This window comes from Pseudomonas sp. OTU5201 (genome assembly GCF_038440135.1).
GTDB classification, from domain to species: Bacteria; Pseudomonadota; Gammaproteobacteria; order Pseudomonadales; family Pseudomonadaceae; genus Metapseudomonas; species Metapseudomonas resinovorans.
In genome coordinates, this window is sequence record NZ_JASATC010000021.1 from 18,482 (window position 1) to 34,057 (window position 15,576).

14 protein-coding genes are annotated in these 15,576 nt (G+C 62.8%); 7 read left to right on the plus strand and 7 right to left on the minus strand.

The window, feature by feature from the left end; all coding sequences use genetic code 11:
* Positions 1–19: 19 nt before the first annotated feature.
* From AAHM40_RS14630 to AAHM40_RS14645, 4 genes are all read right to left on the minus strand, one after another.
* Positions 20–265, minus strand: coding sequence for a hypothetical protein (locus AAHM40_RS14630; protein ID WP_342245300.1), 246 nt, complete (start codon positions 263–265; stop codon positions 20–22).
* Between the two features lie 145 nt (positions 266–410).
* Entirely contained in the window at positions 411–3,224 is a 2,814-nt protein-coding gene (locus AAHM40_RS14635) for an FAD-binding and (Fe-S)-binding domain-containing protein (protein WP_342245301.1), read from the minus strand.
* A 57-nt stretch (positions 3,225–3,281) separates the two neighbouring features.
* Entirely contained in the window at positions 3,282–4,427 is a 1,146-nt protein-coding gene (gene lldD / locus AAHM40_RS14640) for an FMN-dependent L-lactate dehydrogenase LldD (protein ID WP_342245302.1), read from the minus strand.
* 75 nt (positions 4,428–4,502) lie between these two features.
* Positions 4,503–6,188, minus strand: a complete 1,686-nt coding sequence (locus AAHM40_RS14645; protein ID WP_342245303.1) for a lactate permease LctP family transporter — start codon at positions 6,186–6,188, stop codon at positions 4,503–4,505.
* A 324-nt stretch (positions 6,189–6,512) separates the two neighbouring features.
* Between AAHM40_RS14645 and AAHM40_RS14650 the strand changes: the two genes are divergently transcribed.
* Positions 6,513–7,280 (plus strand): FCD domain-containing protein, encoded by a 768-nt coding sequence (locus AAHM40_RS14650; RefSeq protein WP_342245304.1) that lies wholly within the window; start codon positions 6,513–6,515, stop codon positions 7,278–7,280.
* Between the two features lie 42 nt (positions 7,281–7,322).
* Here AAHM40_RS14650 and smpB read toward each other — a convergent pair whose 3' ends face one another.
* Positions 7,323–7,802: an SsrA-binding protein SmpB gene (gene smpB / locus AAHM40_RS14655; protein WP_028629989.1), complete on the minus strand. Its 480-nt coding sequence runs from the start codon at positions 7,800–7,802 to the stop codon at positions 7,323–7,325.
* A 153-nt stretch (positions 7,803–7,955) separates the two neighbouring features.
* Between smpB and AAHM40_RS14660 the strand changes: the two genes are divergently transcribed.
* Both AAHM40_RS14660 and AAHM40_RS14665 read left to right on the plus strand, forming a co-directional pair.
* A complete protein-coding gene (locus AAHM40_RS14660) occupies positions 7,956–8,390 on the plus strand; it encodes a type II toxin-antitoxin system RatA family toxin (RefSeq protein WP_342245305.1) in 435 nt (144 codons plus the stop codon).
* Positions 8,383–8,700: an RnfH family protein gene (locus tag AAHM40_RS14665; protein WP_342245306.1), complete on the plus strand. Its 318-nt coding sequence runs from the start codon at positions 8,383–8,385 to the stop codon at positions 8,698–8,700. The genes AAHM40_RS14660 and AAHM40_RS14665 overlap by 8 nt, the downstream gene beginning before the upstream one ends.
* Positions 8,701–8,753: 53 nt before the next feature.
* On the opposite strand, the gene AAHM40_RS14670 is transcribed toward AAHM40_RS14665, so the two are convergent.
* Positions 8,754–9,284, minus strand: a complete 531-nt coding sequence (locus AAHM40_RS14670; RefSeq protein ID WP_342245307.1) for an outer membrane protein assembly factor BamE — start codon at positions 9,282–9,284, stop codon at positions 8,754–8,756.
* Positions 9,285–9,383: 99 nt separating this feature from the next.
* Between AAHM40_RS14670 and fur the strand changes: the two genes are divergently transcribed.
* Positions 9,384–9,788, plus strand: a complete 405-nt coding sequence (fur, locus tag AAHM40_RS14675; RefSeq protein WP_028629993.1) for a ferric iron uptake transcriptional regulator — start codon at positions 9,384–9,386, stop codon at positions 9,786–9,788.
* Between the two features lie 52 nt (positions 9,789–9,840).
* On the opposite strand, the gene recN is transcribed toward fur, so the two are convergent.
* The gene (gene recN, locus AAHM40_RS14680; RefSeq protein ID WP_342245308.1) at positions 9,841–11,514 is read right to left on the minus strand and encodes a DNA repair protein RecN; all 1,674 of its coding nucleotides are present in this window, start codon (positions 11,512–11,514) and stop codon (positions 9,841–9,843) included.
* Positions 11,515–11,670: 156 nt separating this feature from the next.
* Here recN and grpE point away from each other — a divergent pair, with 156 nt between their 5' ends.
* The 3 genes from grpE (at position 11,671) to dnaJ (ending at position 15,508) form a co-directional block, all read left to right on the plus strand.
* Positions 11,671–12,240: a nucleotide exchange factor GrpE gene (gene grpE / locus AAHM40_RS14685; RefSeq protein ID WP_342245309.1), complete on the plus strand. Its 570-nt coding sequence runs from the start codon at positions 11,671–11,673 to the stop codon at positions 12,238–12,240.
* 102 nt (positions 12,241–12,342) lie between these two features.
* Positions 12,343–14,256: a molecular chaperone DnaK gene (gene dnaK, locus AAHM40_RS14690; protein ID WP_342245310.1), complete on the plus strand. Its 1,914-nt coding sequence runs from the start codon at positions 12,343–12,345 to the stop codon at positions 14,254–14,256.
* Positions 14,257–14,380: 124 nt separating this feature from the next.
* On the plus strand, positions 14,381–15,508 hold the full coding sequence (gene dnaJ / locus AAHM40_RS14695) for a molecular chaperone DnaJ (protein ID WP_280282080.1): 1,128 nt from the start codon (positions 14,381–14,383) through the stop codon (positions 15,506–15,508).
* Positions 15,509–15,576 lie beyond the last annotated feature (68 nt).

Sequence of the window (15,576 nt, forward strand, 5' to 3'; positions counted from 1 at the left end):
CTGGATCCTGAGCTGCTTTCTATTCGCTGGACTGCAGCAGGTTCAGTGCTTCAGCCAGCACCTTCTCGGACTCGGCGTGATCGCCGGACTTATGTAGCTCCTCGCCCTCGACGCGAAGTTTTTTCACTTGCTCGAGTACGGTGGGGTCTGCGGGTGGATCGGTTTTCAGTATCTGGTCGATCTTCGCCATGTCCGCTGGGCAGTGTGAAGCGAGAACCGGGGCACTGAGCAGGGCGGCAGCAAGCAGAAGGGCAATACGGCGCATGTCGGACCTCCTTTTCGGGTTGACCGCTGGAGTATAGGAAAGCTCCAGCTTATGAGGTGGACTGCCCTGATGCGAGTGGGGTTCAGCCTATATGGCGCCGCGGTGCGCTGAAGGCCTCACCACAGGTGGAGGTCCGGTTTTCGCCTTAGAACGCTGTGCGAGCACGTGTCACGCGGTCCACCAGGTAGACCAGTCCGTGGTAGTCGATACCGCCGTGCTGTGTCAGGCCGACTTCGCAGGTGCGGCTGGTCGAGATGCCTTCCTCGCAGATTTGTACTGCGTCTTTCAGCGAGCGCAGCGAATGCGCGTTCAGTTCTGGTGTGGTGAAGCCTTTGTCGCCTGCGAAACCGCAGCAGTGGATGCCTTCCGGCACCACCACTTCCCTGGTGCAGCGCTTGACGATGTCGATCAACCCTTGAGCTTCCCCCAGGTGCTGGGTGCTGCAGGTGACGTGGATGGCCACTGGTTTGTCCTGGGGAGTGAACTCCAGCCGGTCCATCAGGTAGCTGCGGATGAAACGCACCGGATCGAACAACTGCAGTCGCGAGTCCAGGCCGTCCTGCACCAGGCGCAGTGTGCAAGGGCTGGTATCGCAGTAGATGGGGTCCAGGCCGCCACGGCTGGCAGTCAGGAGCGCGTCCACCAGTTCGCGGCGCTTGTTTTCCGCTTGTTCGGCGTACCCCTTGGAGGCGAAGGGTTGACCACAACAGAGGCTGTCAAGGTTTTCGGGGAACACCACCTGGTAGCCCGCCTTCTCCAGCAGCATGCGGGTCTTGTCGATAAGCGGCACCTGTTCGCGGTCACCCGCGGAGGGGCCCATGGCGCGAGAGACGCAAGCTGCGAGGTAAACCACGCGAGGTCGTGCATCGGCGCTCGGCGGCGTGAAGTGGATGGGCGCTGCGGCCTGGGGCAGGGCGGGCGTCCATTGTGGCAGACGGTTGCCTGAGAGGTGGCGCAGGGCGCCGGATGTCTTCTCCAGCAGCGGCGCTCCGAGTACCTTGCGTGCGCCATTGGCGATCCGCAGGGTCAGGCGTGCGCCCTTGAGGGCGGTGGAAAAGTGGTCGGCCAGCCAGGTCGCGCTACCTGCATGGTGGGCGCTTTTCGCGCGCAGCTTGCGCACAAGGTCGCCCGTGTTGATGCCCACTGGGCAGCGCTGGGCGCAGAGACCAGTGGCGGCACAGGTGTCTATGCCCTGGTACTGATAGGCCTGTTCCAGCTCCTCGGTATCGACCCCAGCGCGTTGCTTGGCCTGGATGTCGCGCCAGATCACGATGCGTTGGCGGGGGCTCAGGGTCAACCCTTTGGACGGGCAGACCGGTTCGCAGAAACCACACTCGATGCACTTGTCGACGATCTCGTCCGCGGCCGGCAGCGGTTTGAGATTTTTCAGGTGGATGTCGCGGTCGTTGCTGAGGATCACGTCCGGGTTGAGGATGCCGCGTGGGTCCAGCAGGCGCTTGATCTGCCACATCAGCTGGTAGGCATCGCTGCCCCATTCCAGTTCGACGAATGGCGCCATGTTGCGGCCGGTGCCGTGTTCGGCCTTGAGCGAGCCGCCGAACTCCACCGCCACCAGTTGTGCCACGTCATGCATGAAAGCTTCGTAGCGGGCGACCTGTTCGGGGCTGTCAAAGCCCTGGGTGAAGACGAAGTGCAGGTTGCCTTCCAGAGCATGGCCGAAAATGATCGCCTCATCGTAGCCGTGCTTGTCGAACAACTGGATGAGGCGATTGACCCCTTCGGCCAGTTGTTCGATGGGGAAGGTGACGTCTTCGATGATCACGGTGGTGCCGGTCTGGCGCACGGCGCCGACGGCGGGGAAGGTGTCCTTGCGGATTTTCCACAGCAGGTTGTAGACCGCCGGGTCTTCGCTGAAATCGACCTTCTGTTCCAGTGGGAAGTGGGCGATGGACGCCATGATCCGGGACAGCTGTTCGCGCAGAAGGCTCTGGCTGGCTGCGCGCGACTCGATCAGCAGGGCGCAGGCGTTGGTCGACAGGCCCTTCACCCACTCGGGCATGCCAGGCTTGTTTTCCACCGAGCGCAGGCTGCGACGGTCCAGCAGTTCCACCGCTGACACTGGCTGGCTCTTCAGCAGGGTAACGGCCTTGCAGCAGCTTTCCACGTCGGGGAAGACGATCAGCGCGCTGGCCTTGTGCGGGTGGTCGGGCACGGTGTCGTAGGTCACCGCACTGATGAAGCCGAGGGTGCCTTCGGAGCCCACCAGCAGGTGGCTGAGGATGTCCAGTGGTTCGTCGAAATCCACCAGGGCGTTGAGCGACAGGCCGGTGGTGTTCTTCAGCCGGTACTTGTGGCGGATTTTCGTGGCCAGCTCGGTGTTGGCGCGGGTCCGGCGGCCCAGCTCGGCCAGCTCGGCCAGCAGCGGGCCCTGGCTCTGGCGGAAGGCGGCAACGCTGGCAGCGTCTTCGGTGTCCAACAGAGTGCCGTCGGCCAGTACCAGACGCAGACCAGCAAGGGTGTGGTAGCTGTTCTGGGCGGTGCCACAGCACATGCCGCTGGCGTTGTTGGCGACGATGCCACCGATCTTGCAGGCGTTGATAGACGCCGGATCGGGGCCGATCTTGCGACCGAAGGGTGCCAGCCAGGCGTTGGCCTGGGCGCCGATCACGCCGGGCTGCAGGCGGATCTGTGCGCCTCCCTGGCGGATGTCGCGGCCGTTCCAGTTGTCGCCCAGCACCAGCAGGACAGAGTCGCTGATGGCCTGGCCGGAGAGGCTGGTGCCGGCGGCGCGGAAGGTCACCGGCACCAGCTCGGCGTGGGCGGCCTTGAGCAGGGCGATGACTTCGGCCTCGCTCTCGACACGGATTACCAGCTTGGGAATCAGCCGGTAGAAGCTGGCATCGGTGCCGAAGGCCAGGGTCGATAGCGGGTCGTCGAAACGCCGCTCATGGGGGATCAGGTGCTCGACGGTATTCAGGAAGGGGATCGGCAGGCTCATACGGTGTCCCGTCTATTGTTGCAGGCCGCGGTCGGCCCGCCGGGTTGTGTCGACCGGTCAGCGACCGAGTTCGCGTACCAACGAGTCGGCGCTGATGTCGCCAATGGACTTGGCGCCGGTGAGCACCATGGCCACGCGCATTTCTTTCTCGATCAAGTCCAGCAGGTTGCTCACGCCTGCGCCACCGGCCGCGGCCAAGGCATAGACGAAGGCGCGACCGAGCATCACGGTGTCGGCGCCGAGCGCGAGCATGCGCACTACATCCAGGCCGGTGCGGATGCCGGAGTCGGCGAGGATCTTCAGTTCGCCCTTCACGGCGTCGGCAATGGCTGGCAGTGCACGGGCGCTGGAGAGCACGCCGTCGAGTTGGCGGCCGCCGTGGTTGGAGACGACGATGCCGTCGGCGCCAAACTTCACCGCATCCTTGGCGTCTTCCGGGTCGAGGATGCCTTTGATCACCATCGGGCCTTCCCAGAAATCGCGGATCCATTCCAGGTCTTTCCAGGAAATCGATGGATCGAAGTTGGCTCCCAGCCAGCCGATGTAGTCCGCCAGTCCAGTCGGGTTACCGCGATAGGTGGAGATATTGCCCAGGTCGTGAGGTTTGCCGAGCAGGCCGACGTCCCAGGCCCAGGCCGGGTGGGTCATGGCTTGCAGTACACGGCGCATCGCCGCGTTGGGCCCGCTCATGCCGGAATGGGCGTCGCGGTAGCGGGCGCCCGGTACCGGCATGTCGACGGTGAAGACCAGGGTGGTCACGCCGGCGGCCTTGGCCCGTTCCAGGGCGTTCTTCATGAAGCCGCGGTCTTTCAGCACATAGAGCTGGAACCACATGGGCCGGTTGATGGCCGGTGCCACTTCTTCGATCGGGCAGACCGAAACGGTGGAAAGCGTAAAGGGAATGCCTTTGGCTGCGGCCGCCTTTGCCGCCTGCACCTCGCCACGGCGGGCGTACATGCCAGTCAGGCCGACCGGGGCCAGCGCCACGGGCATGGACAGGGTCTCATCGAACAGCTTCGTCTCCAGGCTCAGCTCAGACATGTTCCTGAGCACGCGCTGGCGCAGGGCGATGCTGGCCAGGTCTTCAACGTTGCGGCGCAGTGTGTACTCGGCATAGGCGCCGCCATCGATGTAGTGGAACAGGAAAGGCGGAAGCTTACGCTGGGCGGCGGCGCGGTAGTCGGTGGAGGCAGAGATGATCATGGATTCGAACCGATTATTGGCTTCAGGGCAGCGAGAAGAGACCGGGCTGCACCATTGCGCAGCCCGGAGAGGCCATTAGTGCACCAGCATGCCGGTGAACACGTAGGCCTGGGCCAGGGTGATCAGGCCGACCATGGCGGCGAAGATCAGGCTGTGTTTCAGGGTGAAGCGGAACAGGTCGGATTCCTTGCCGACTATGCCGGTGGCGGCGCAGGCGACGGCGATGGATTGCGGCGAAATCATCTTGCCGGTCACGCCACCACTGGTGTTGGCGGCGACCAGCAGGGTGTCGTTGACGCCGATCTGGTGTGCGGTGGTGGCCTGCAGGGAACCGAACAGGGCGTTGGAGGAGGTGTCCGAGCCGGTCAGGAACACGCCCAGCCAGCCGAGGAAGGGTGAGAAGAACGGGAAGGCTGCACCGGTACCGGCCAGGACCAGCGCCAGCGTGGTGGACATGCCGGAGAAGTTGGTAACGAAGGCGAACGCAAGCACCATGCCGATGGACAGGATCGGCCACTTCAGCTCGACGAAGGTCTCCTTCAAAGTGGTCAGACCAGTTTTTAGGTGGATTGAAAGAATGGCCATGGAGATCAGCGCCGAGAAGAAGATCGCGGTGCCGGTGGCCGATACCGGGTCGAACTTGTACACGGCCGGGATGGCGGTGGCGGCGGCGACGATCGGCGCGCCCTTCATCACCAACTGGTCCAGGTGCGGGATGGCGAACAGGAAGACGAACTGCTCCAGCGCGCCGCCCGGGGCGAACAGGGCCTTGAAGGGCTTCAGGGTCCAGATGGTCACCAGCACGGTGAGCACCAGGAAGGGCGACCAGGCCTTGAGGATCTCGCCGAAGCTGTAGGGCGAGGGGGTGGTGCTGCGCGGGCCGCCGAAGCCGCCCATTACCGCTGTTCCGCCGGATATGCCGACCACGTCGGTGTCTTCGGCGCGCTTGGGATGCCAGACCTTGAGGAACAGGGTCAGGGACACCAGGCTCACCAGGGCGGAGGTGATGTCGGGCAGTTCCGGGCCAATGAAGTTGGAGGTGAAGTACTGGGTTACGGCGAAGCTGGCGCCGGCTACCAGGGCTGCCGGCCAGGTTTCCTTGATGCCGCGCCAGCCATCCATCATGGCCACCAGCCAGAAGGGCACGATGATCGACAGGAACGGCAGCTGGCGGCCGGTCATTGCGCCGATCTTGAAGGCGTCGATGCCGGTCACCTGGCCGGCGACGATGATCGGGATGCCCAGCGCGCCGAAGGCCACCGGCGCGGTGTTGGCGATCAGGCACAGGCCGGCCGCGTAGAGGGGGTTGAAGCCAAGGCCGACGAGCAGGGCGGCGGTGATGGCCACCGGCGCACCGAAGCCGGCCGCGCCCTCGAGGAAGGCGCCGAAGGAGAAGCCGATCAGCAGCACCTGCAGGCGCTGGTCGTCGGTGATGGACAGCACTGAACTGCGGATCACCTCGAACTGGCCGCTCTTGACCGTGAGTTTGTAGAGAAACACCGCCGCGACGATGATCCAGGCGATCGGCCAGAGGCCATAGGCGAAGCCGTAGCCGGCGGCGGCGAAGGCCATGTCGGCGGGCATCTGGAAGGCGAAGATGGCGACTGCGATCGACAGCGCCAGGGTGATAGTGCCGGCGATATGGCCCTTCATGCGGAACACCGCCAGGGCCAGGAAGAAGAACACGATGGGGATCAGTGCGACGAGCGCCGACAGCCCGAGGCTGCCGAGGGGGGTATAGAGCTGCTGCCAGGTTTGCATCGTGGGGTGGCTCCCTAATTGTTTTTGGAGTGCCTGTTAGCCGGATCGGGCGAAAACCGCAGCGCTTGTGGCGTGGCGGCAGGCGAAGACCGAGTCGGCGCTGCTTGTCGATTAAATTGGTAAGACCAATTTACAAAAGCGACGGCTCAGGGTAAAAGCCGAGCTATCCTTGTGTCAATTTGCCGCGTTGCGACTTTGGTCGATGGGCGGGTGAAATCTGTGCTTCTTGTGCAGGGCGGGCGGGGTGGTTAGGCTGCCGCGTCACGCGCCGCAGGCGCCGTTCCAGAAGGCCGCGCGAGGTGGCGTGAAAGGGTGGGTACAGCTATGGGATTCGGTCAGGTACGTCAGCGCCGTTTGTCGGACGATATTGTCAGTCAGCTGGAAGCGATGATCCTTGAGGGCACCTTGAAGGCGGGTGAACGGTTGCCGGCTGAGCGCGCGCTTGCCGAGCAGTTCGGCGTGTCGCGCCCCTCGTTGCGCGAAGCGATCCAGAAGTTGGTGGCCAAGGGCTTGCTGGTGAGTCGGCAGGGCGGCGGCAACTATGTGGCCGCCGAACTCGGGGCGACCTTCAGCGATCCGCTGCTTCAGCTACTGGAAAGCAATCCGGAAGCTCAGCGTGACTTGCTGGAGTTTCGTCACACACTGGAAGGTTCCTGCGCCTACTACGCGGCGCAGCGGGCGACGCCGGTGGATCATGAGCGGCTGACCGAGGCCTTCGAGACCCTACAGGCCTGCTACGCGCCGGGTAGCAAGGCAACTCGCGCAGAGGAGGGGGCGGCGGACGCGCGCTTCCACCTGGCAATTGCCGAAGCCAGCCACAATGCCGTGCTGCTGCACACCATTCGTGGGTTGTTCGACCTGCTCAAGCACAACGTCGTGACCAACATCGGCGGGATGTACCTACAAAGGGGCGAGACCCGCGAGATGCTGACCAAGCAGCACCTCGCGCTTTACGAGGCGATCATCGAGCGGCGCGCCGAGGAAGCGCGGGAGATTTCCCATCTGCATATTCAATATGTGCAGGAGGTGCTGGAGGAGAGTCAGCTCGAGGTTCAACGGCTGGCGCGTTCACAGCGACGGCAGGGCATCTGAGGCAAAAAAACGCCGGGCATTGCCCGGCGTTTCTTGGGGGGCTTATTCCTTGCCCTTGGTGCGCATGGCTCGCGCAATTTCGCGGTCGGAGTCGCGTTCCTTTTCCGTGGCGCGCTTGTCGAACTCCTTCTTGCCCTTGGCCAGGGCGATCTCGCACTTGATCAGGTGCTTCTTCCAGTAGATCGACAGCGCCACGCAGGCGTAGCCCTTCTGTTGCACCGCGCCGAACAGCTTGCCCAGCTCGCGTTTGTGCAACAGTAGTTTGCGGGTACGCACCGGGTCGGCAATCACGTGAGTGCTGGCGGTCTTCAGTGGGGTAATGTGGCTGCCGAGCAGCCAGGCTTCGCCGTCCTTGAGGAGCACATAGCTGTCCACCAGCTGTGCTTTTCCGGCGCGCAGACTTTTCACTTCCCAGCCGGCGAGAGCCAGCCCGGCTTCGAATTTCTGTTCGATGGAATAGTCGTGCAGCGCCTTCTTGTTGAGGGCGATGGTGCCTTCCGGATGTTTCTTTTGCTTAGCCATAGGCGGCGCATTATAGGGAGTCGCAGACGTCGCGGCTACGGCGGCGTAGGCTTGAGCGATGTTGGCGAATCCCTGACAATGCGGCACTTTTTTGACCGGTCCGGCCCGACGCATCCTTACGCTGTGCGGCTCGGAACCCTGTTCGAGGCCAAGATGACAACGCATATCCAGCGCTCCGCCCTGTTGCCGTTTCCTGCCAAGGCGCTCTACGACCTGGTCAACGATGTGGCGCGTTACCCGGAGTTCCTGCCCTGGTGCTCGTCTGCAACCGTGATGGAAGTGAGCGAGAGTCATATGCTCGCCAGTCTCGAAGTCGCCAAGGGCAGCCTCAGCCAGCGCTTCGTCACCCGCAACAAGCTGGACAACGGGCAGGCCATCGAGATGAACCTGGAGGAAGGCCCTTTCACTCAGTTGCACGGTGTCTGGCACTTCAAGGCGCTTGGGGACAAGGCCTGCAAGATCAGTCTGGATCTGCGTTTCGATTACGCCGGCCCGATCATCAAGGCCACCTTGGGGCCCTTGTTCAATCAGGCCGCCAACACCTTGGTGGACGCGTTCTGCCAGCGGGCGAAGCAGCTTTATGGCTGATGTGATCCAGGTCGAGGTGGTCTATGCGCTGGCGGGCTGTCAGCATTTGCTGCGCCTGACCTTCCCGCGCGGCATCAATGCTCGCGATGCGGTCACGCACTCGGGGATGGAGCTGCATTTTCCCGAGCTGGACCTGGCCAGCTGTCCGCTCGGTATCTTCGGCAAGGCACTGCCCAAGCCGGAGGAGCGTCTATTGGATGAGGGTGATCGGGTGGAGATCTACCGGCCTCTGATTGCGGACCCCAAAGAGGTGCGCAAACAGCGTGCGGCGAAGGCCGCCCAGGTTCGTGCGGGTGAGCGGGACGCTTGAGTCCCGCTCATGAAAAAGCCCGGGACCAGCCCGGGCTTTTTTGTTGCCGCAGGTTATTGCGGCGAGGTTTCCAGTGGTTCCGGAATCGGGACTGGTACAGGTTCTGCGCTATCCACTTCTTTCTGGATTTTCTCCAGCAGGGAGCCAGGTGTTGCCGGCTCTTCAGCCTTGGGCTGCGCTTGCTGCTCAGGTTTGGCTGGGGTGGTCGTGGTAGAGCTTTCGCCGCCGAGAATTGCTTCATCACGGCTCACGCCGGGCATGAAGTCGCCGGCCAGGCCGATCAATTGGTCGTTGCTGTCGAACGCCAGGCTGACGCGTTCCTGGAAGCGTTGGCCGCCACCCGGCTGGATGCTGTAGAGGTAATCCCAGCGTTTGGCGTGGAACGTGTCGGTGATCAGGGGGTTGCCCATGATAAACCTCACTTGACGCCGGGTCATTCCGGGCTTCAACTGGTCTATCATGTCCTGCGTAACGACGTTGCCCTGCTGGATGTCGATTTTGTAGACCCCGGGGAACGAGCAACCGGCGAGTGCGAGCAAGCCTGCGAAGGAGAGGCTGGTCAGCAGGAGCTTGGTGTTTTGCATCGGTGGGAGACTTCCACTATCTTGGACGGGCATCAAAAGTCCCGATCATACCTGCATTAAGGGAAGCTGCGAAAGCTGCATTCCTCGAGAAAGCTGACCATGGTTGAAAACAACGAACTGCGTAAAGCCGGCCTGAAGGTGACCTTGCCTCGGGTCAAGATCCTCCAGATGCTCGACTCCACCGAGCAACGCCACATGAGCGCGGAGGACGTTTACAAGGCCCTGATGGAAGCTGGCGAAGACGTCGGCTTGGCCACTGTCTACCGGGTTCTGACCCAGTTCGAGGCGGCGGGCCTGGTAGTGCGCCATAACTTCGACGGCGGTCATGCGGTGTTCGAGCTGGCTGACAGCGGCCACCACGACCACATGGTGTGCGTCGATAGCGGCGAAGTGATCGAATTCTTCGATCCGGAGATCGAGAAGCGCCAGAAAGAGATCGTCAAGGAGCGTGGCTTCGAGTTGGTCGACCACAATCTGGTGCTCTACGTGCGCAAGAAGAAGTAAGCAATTCGCGCACAAAAAGGCGACCTCCGGGTCGCCTTTTTCGTTTCGGGGATCAGCCCTGAGCGCTAGTCACCATCTTTCTCGCGTGGGCCAGGGACTCCTCGGTGAGGTCGACGCCGCCCAGCATGCGGGCGATCTCTTCGATGCGTGGTGCTTCCTGGAGCTTGGCCACCGCCGTGCGGGTTTCCTGGGTGCCACGTTCCTTGTGTACGAAGAGGTGGTGATGCCCCTGGGCGGCCACCTGCGGCAGGTGGGTAACAGTGAGTACCTGGCCGCGCTCACCCAGCCGGCGCAGCAGTTGGCCTACCACTTCGGCTGTTGGGCCGCCGATGCCCACGTCCACTTCGTCGAAGACCAGGGTGGGCACTCGTGAAGTCTGCGCAGTGATCACCTGGATGGCCAGGCTGATGCGGGACAGCTCGCCGCCCGAGGCGACCTTGGCCAGTGCCTTCAGTGGTTGGCCGGGGTTGGCGCTGACCAGGAACTCCACCTGCTCCAGGCCATATTGTTGAGGTTCATCGACCTGGCTGGAATGCAGCTGGATGTTGAAGCGTCCGCCCGGCATGCCCAGGCGCTGCATTTCGGTTTCCACTGCGCCTGACAGGCGGCCGGCCGCCTCGCCGCGCAGCCTGCTCAGTTCCGCGGCTTTCTCTTGATAGTGACGTGCGTAGGCGGCCAGCTCCTCGGCCAGGCGTTCAGCGGCTTCGTCGTCGGCATTGAGGGCTTCCAGTTCGTCCAGTAGCTTCTGCTGCAGCTCGGCCAGCTCGCCCGGCTGTACCCTGTGCTTGCGCGCCAGGGTGTAGATGGTGTCGAGGCGCTCTTCCAGTGCCTGCTGGCGCTCGGGGTCGGCGTCGAAGTGATCGAGAAAGCGGTTCAGCTCTCCCATGGCTTCCTCGACCTGGATCTGCGCGCTGGACAGCAGGTTGACCGCTTCGGCCAGGGCGCCCGGCTGAGAGTGGAAGGCAGTGAGGCGGTTGAGGCTGGCGGTCAGCGCACTGAGCACGTTGCCGGCATCGCTCTCGCTGCACATGTCCGTGACCTGCCGGCAGGCAGCCAGCAGGCTTTCGGCATTAGTCAGGTTCTTGTGCTCCTGCTCCAGCTGGTCCAGCTCGTTCTCGCCCAGGGCAAGGTTTTCCAGTTCGTCCAGTTGATAGCTGAGCAGTTGGTGGCGGGCGCGCTGTTCGTCGCCGGCACGGGACAGGCGTTCCAGCTCCTGGCGGGTTTGTCGCCAGCGCTGGGCCGCTAGCTGCACCTGGCGAGCCAGGTCGCTCGCGCTGGCGAACTCGTCCAGCAGGCGACGATGGGTGTCGGCTTTGAGCAGGGACTGGTGTTCGTGCTGGCCATGGATATCGATCAGGAGCTCGCCGAGGCTCTTCAAGTCACCGAGCGGGCAAGGGGTGCCGTTGATATACGCGCGTGAACGACCCTCGGCTGTGATCACACGGCGCAAGATGCAGGGGCCGTCCTGCTCGAGGTCGCGTTCATCCAGCCAGTCGCGGGCTTCGGCAATGTTACTGACATCAAAGCTGGCGAGGATGTCCGCCTTGTCGGCGCCGGGGCGCACGACGCCGCTGTCGGCGCGATCACCCAGGGTCAGGCCCAGCGCATCGAGCATGATCGACTTGCCGGCACCGGTTTCGCCGGTGATCACGGACATGCCGCCCTCGAGCTCCAGGTCCAGGTGCTCGACGATGGCGTAGTTATGGATCGACAGATGTACCAGCATGGTGCGACTCCCGCGCTGAGGTGGCTGTGTATTTATACAGTGTTTGTTTTCTGGCTGACAATTGCCTCTCCCCCTTGAACCGACAAATTGCGGCCCCATATAGGCGGACATATCAGCGGGTCTTTACCCGCAGCTGTCTTGTATGAGGAGGAAGGCATGGCCGACGAACAGACCCTGGATAACCAGACCCCCGAAGCGAATCCCGCTGCCGAAACCGCATCCGGTGACGATCTCGCCACCCGTGTGCAGGTGCTGGAAGAGCAACTGGCCGCGGCCCAGGATCAGTCGCTGCGTGTTGCCGCCGAGCTGCAGAACATCCGCCGCCGCGCCGAACAGGATGTAGAGAAGGCACACAAGTTCGCCCTGGAGAAATTCGCCAACGACCTGCTACCGGTCGTCGACAGTCTCGAGCGCGGCCTGGATTTGACCAGCGCCACCGATGACTCGATCAAACCGGTGCGCGAGGGCATGGAACTGACCCTGAAGCTGTTCCACGACACGCTCAAGCGTTACCAGTTGGAAGCTGTCGATCCGCACGGTGCGCCCTTCAATCCTGAACACCACCAGGCCATGGCCATGGAAGAAAGCACCCATGTCGAGCCGGGTAGCGTGCTGAAGGTGTTCCAGAAGGGCTACCTGCTCAACGGCCGTCTGCTGCGTCCCGCCATGGTGGTGGTCAGCAAGGCGCCGAGTGCGCCGCCGCCGTCGATTGACGAGCAGGCTTGAAATCCGGGCTCGGGCCCCCATCTGTTAGATCAAGCGTTTATGTGCTGCCGCGGTCCGTGAAAAACGAGGCCGCGGAGAATCCAAAGTTTCGGGAGAGAGAATATGGGCAAAATCATTGGTATCGACCTGGGGACCACCAACTCCTGCGTGGCCATCCTGGAGAACGGCAACGTCAAGGTGATCGAGAACGCCGAAGGCGCTCGCACCACGCCGTCCATCATCGCCTACACCAACGACGGCGAGACCCTGGTGGGTCAGTCCGCCAAGCGTCAAGCGGTTACCAACCCGCAGAACACCCTGTATGCAGTGAAGCGTCTGATCGGTCGCCGCTTCGACGAAGACGTCGTGCAGAAAGACATCAAGATGGTTCCCTACAAGATCGCCAAGGCCGATAACGGTGACGCCTGGGTTGAGGTGAAGGGCCAGAAGATGGCGCCGCCGCAGATTTCCGCGGAAGTGCTGAAGAAGATGAAGAAGACGGCCGAAGACTACCTCGGCGAGCCGGTGACCGAAGCGGTGATCACCGTTCCGGCCTACTTCAACGACAGCCAGCGCCAGGCCACCAAAGACGCCGGTCGCATCGCCGGTCTGGACGTCAAGCGCATCATCAACGAACCCACCGCGGCCGCACTGGCTTACGGCATGGATAAGGCCAAGGGCGACCATACCGTGATCGTCTATGACTTGGGCGGCGGTACCTTCGACGTGTCGGTGATCGAGATCGCCGAAGTCGATGGCGAGCACCAGTTTGAAGTGCTCGCCACCAACGGTGACACCTTCCTAGGTGGTGAAGACTTCGACCTGCGTCTGATCGACTACCTCGTTGACGAGTTCAAGAAAGAGTCCGGAATGGACCTGAAGGGCGATCCCCTGGCGATGCAGCGCCTGAAGGAAGCCGCCGAGAAGGCCAAGATCGAGCTGTCCTCCGCTCAGCAGACCGACGTCAACCTGCCGTACATCACTGCAGACCAGACCGGTCCGAAGCACCTGAACGTGAAGATTTCCCGCGCCAAGCTGGAAGCCCTGGTGGAAGACCTGGTTGCTCGTACCATCGAGCCTTGCCGCATTGCCCTGAAGGACGCCGGCCTGGACGTATCCGACATCCAGGAAGTGATCCTGGTCGGTGGCCAGACCCGTATGCCGCTGGTGCAGAAGCAGGTTGCTGACTTCTTCGGCAAGGAGCCGCGCAAGGACGTGAACCCGGACGAAGCCGTTGCCATTGGTGCTGCCATCCAGGGCGCCGTACTGGCCGGTGACGTGAAGGATGTGCTGCTGCTTGACGTATCCCCGCTGACCCTGGGTATCGAAACCCTGGGGGGCGTGATGACCGCGCTGATCGAGAAGAACACCACCATCCCGACCAAGAAGTCGCAGGTGTTCTCCACTGCTGACGACAACCAGTCCGCCGTGACCATTCATGTGCTGCAGGGTGAGCGCAAGCAGGCTGGTCAGAACAAGTCCCTGGGCAAGTTCGACCTGGCCGAGATCCCGCCGGCTCCGCGTGGCGTACCGCAGATCGAAGTGACCTTCGACATCGACGCCAACGGCATCCTGCACGTGTCCGCCAAGGACAAGGCTACCGGCAAGCAGCAGTCCATCGTGATCAAGGCCAACTCCGGTCTGTCCGAGGAAGAAATCCAGCAGATGGTGCGTGATGCCGAGGCCAATGCCGAGGAAGACCGCAAGTTTGAAGAGCTGGCTGCTGCTCGTAACCAGGGTGACGCGTTGGTCCATGCCACTCGCAAGATGATCGCCGAAGCTGGCGACAAGGCCACTGCCGAGGAGAAGGCTGCCATCGAGAAGGTGCTGGGCGAGCTGGAAGTGGCTGTGAAGGGCGATGACAAGGCTGAAATCGAAGCCAAGATGAACGCCCTGTCCCAGGCTTCCACCCCGCTGGCACAGAAGATGTACGCCGAGCAGCCCCAGGCGGGCGAGCAGCCGCAAGCCTCTACTGCGGACAAGGCTGGCGACGATGCCGTCGACGCCGAGTTCGAAGAGGTCAAGGAAAACAAGTAAGTGTCACGCTTGCTTCCGCTCCAGCGTGCGGGGCTAGTCGCCCCGTACGCCTGATCCGCCACGCGGGAGCTTGCTCCCGCGTTGGCGTGTCTGGGGCTGGTGAATTTGAGAGTGCAGGAAACCTATGGCTAAACGTGACTTTTACGAGATCCTCGGTGTCGAGCGTGGCGCCAGCGAAGCCGACCTGAAGAAGGCCTATCGCCGTCTCGCCATGAAATACCACCCGGACCGCAACCCGGGCGACAAGGCTGCGGAAGAGCAGTTCAAGGAGGCCAACGAGGCCTACGAGATCCTTTCCGATGCCAGCAAGCGTGCTGCGTACGACCAGTACGGCCACGCCGGCGTCGACCCGCAAATGGGGGCGGGTGCTGGCGCCGGTTTCGGCGGTGCCAGCTTCTCCGATATCTTCGGCGACGTGTTCAGCGATTTCTTCGGTGGTCAGCGTGGCGGTCAGCGTGGCGGTCCGCAGCGCGGCAGCGATCTGCGCTACACCCTGGAACTCGACCTGGAAGAAGCGGTGCGCGGGACTACCGTGACCATTCGTGTGCCGACCCTGGTCAACTGCAAGACTTGTGAAGGCTCGGGTGCCAAGAAGGGCACCAGCCCTGTCACCTGTACCACCTGTGGCGGCATAGGTCAGGTGCGCATGCAGCAGGGCTTCTTTTCGGTCCAGCAGACCTGTCCGCGCTGTCACGGCAGCGGCAAGATGATCAGCGACCCCTGCGGCAGCTGCCATGGTCAGGGGCGCGTGGAAGAGCACAAGACCCTGTCGGTGAAGGTGCCGGCTGGTGTCGATACCGGCGACCGCATCCGCCTCTCTGGCGAAGGCGAGGCCGGTGCGCTGGGTGGTCCGGCCGGCGACCTCTATGTGGTGGTCAATGTACGCGAGCACCCGATCTTCCAGCGCGACGGCAAGCACCTCTACTGTGAAGTGCCGATCAGCTTCGCGGATGCGGCCCTGGGCGGCGAGCTCGAAGTGCCGACCCTTGATGGTCGGGTCAAGTTGAAGATTCCCGAAGCGACCCAGACCGGCAAGTTGTTCCGGCTGCGTGGCAAGGGCGTCGCTCCGGTGCGTGGCGGCGGTGCCGGCGACCTGATGTGCCGGGTCGTGGTGGAAACGCCGGTCAACCTGGACAAGCGCCAGCGCGAGTTGCTTGATGAGTTTCGCAAGACGCTACAGAGCGACGGCTCCCATTCGCCCAAGGCCAGCAGTTGGTTCGAGGGCATGAAGCGCTTTTTCGGCGATCTTTAAACGACGAGCTGGAAGGGGGCGGTGAAGTGCTTCAGGCTTTCCATGCCGCCTTCCAGCTCCAGGCTTAC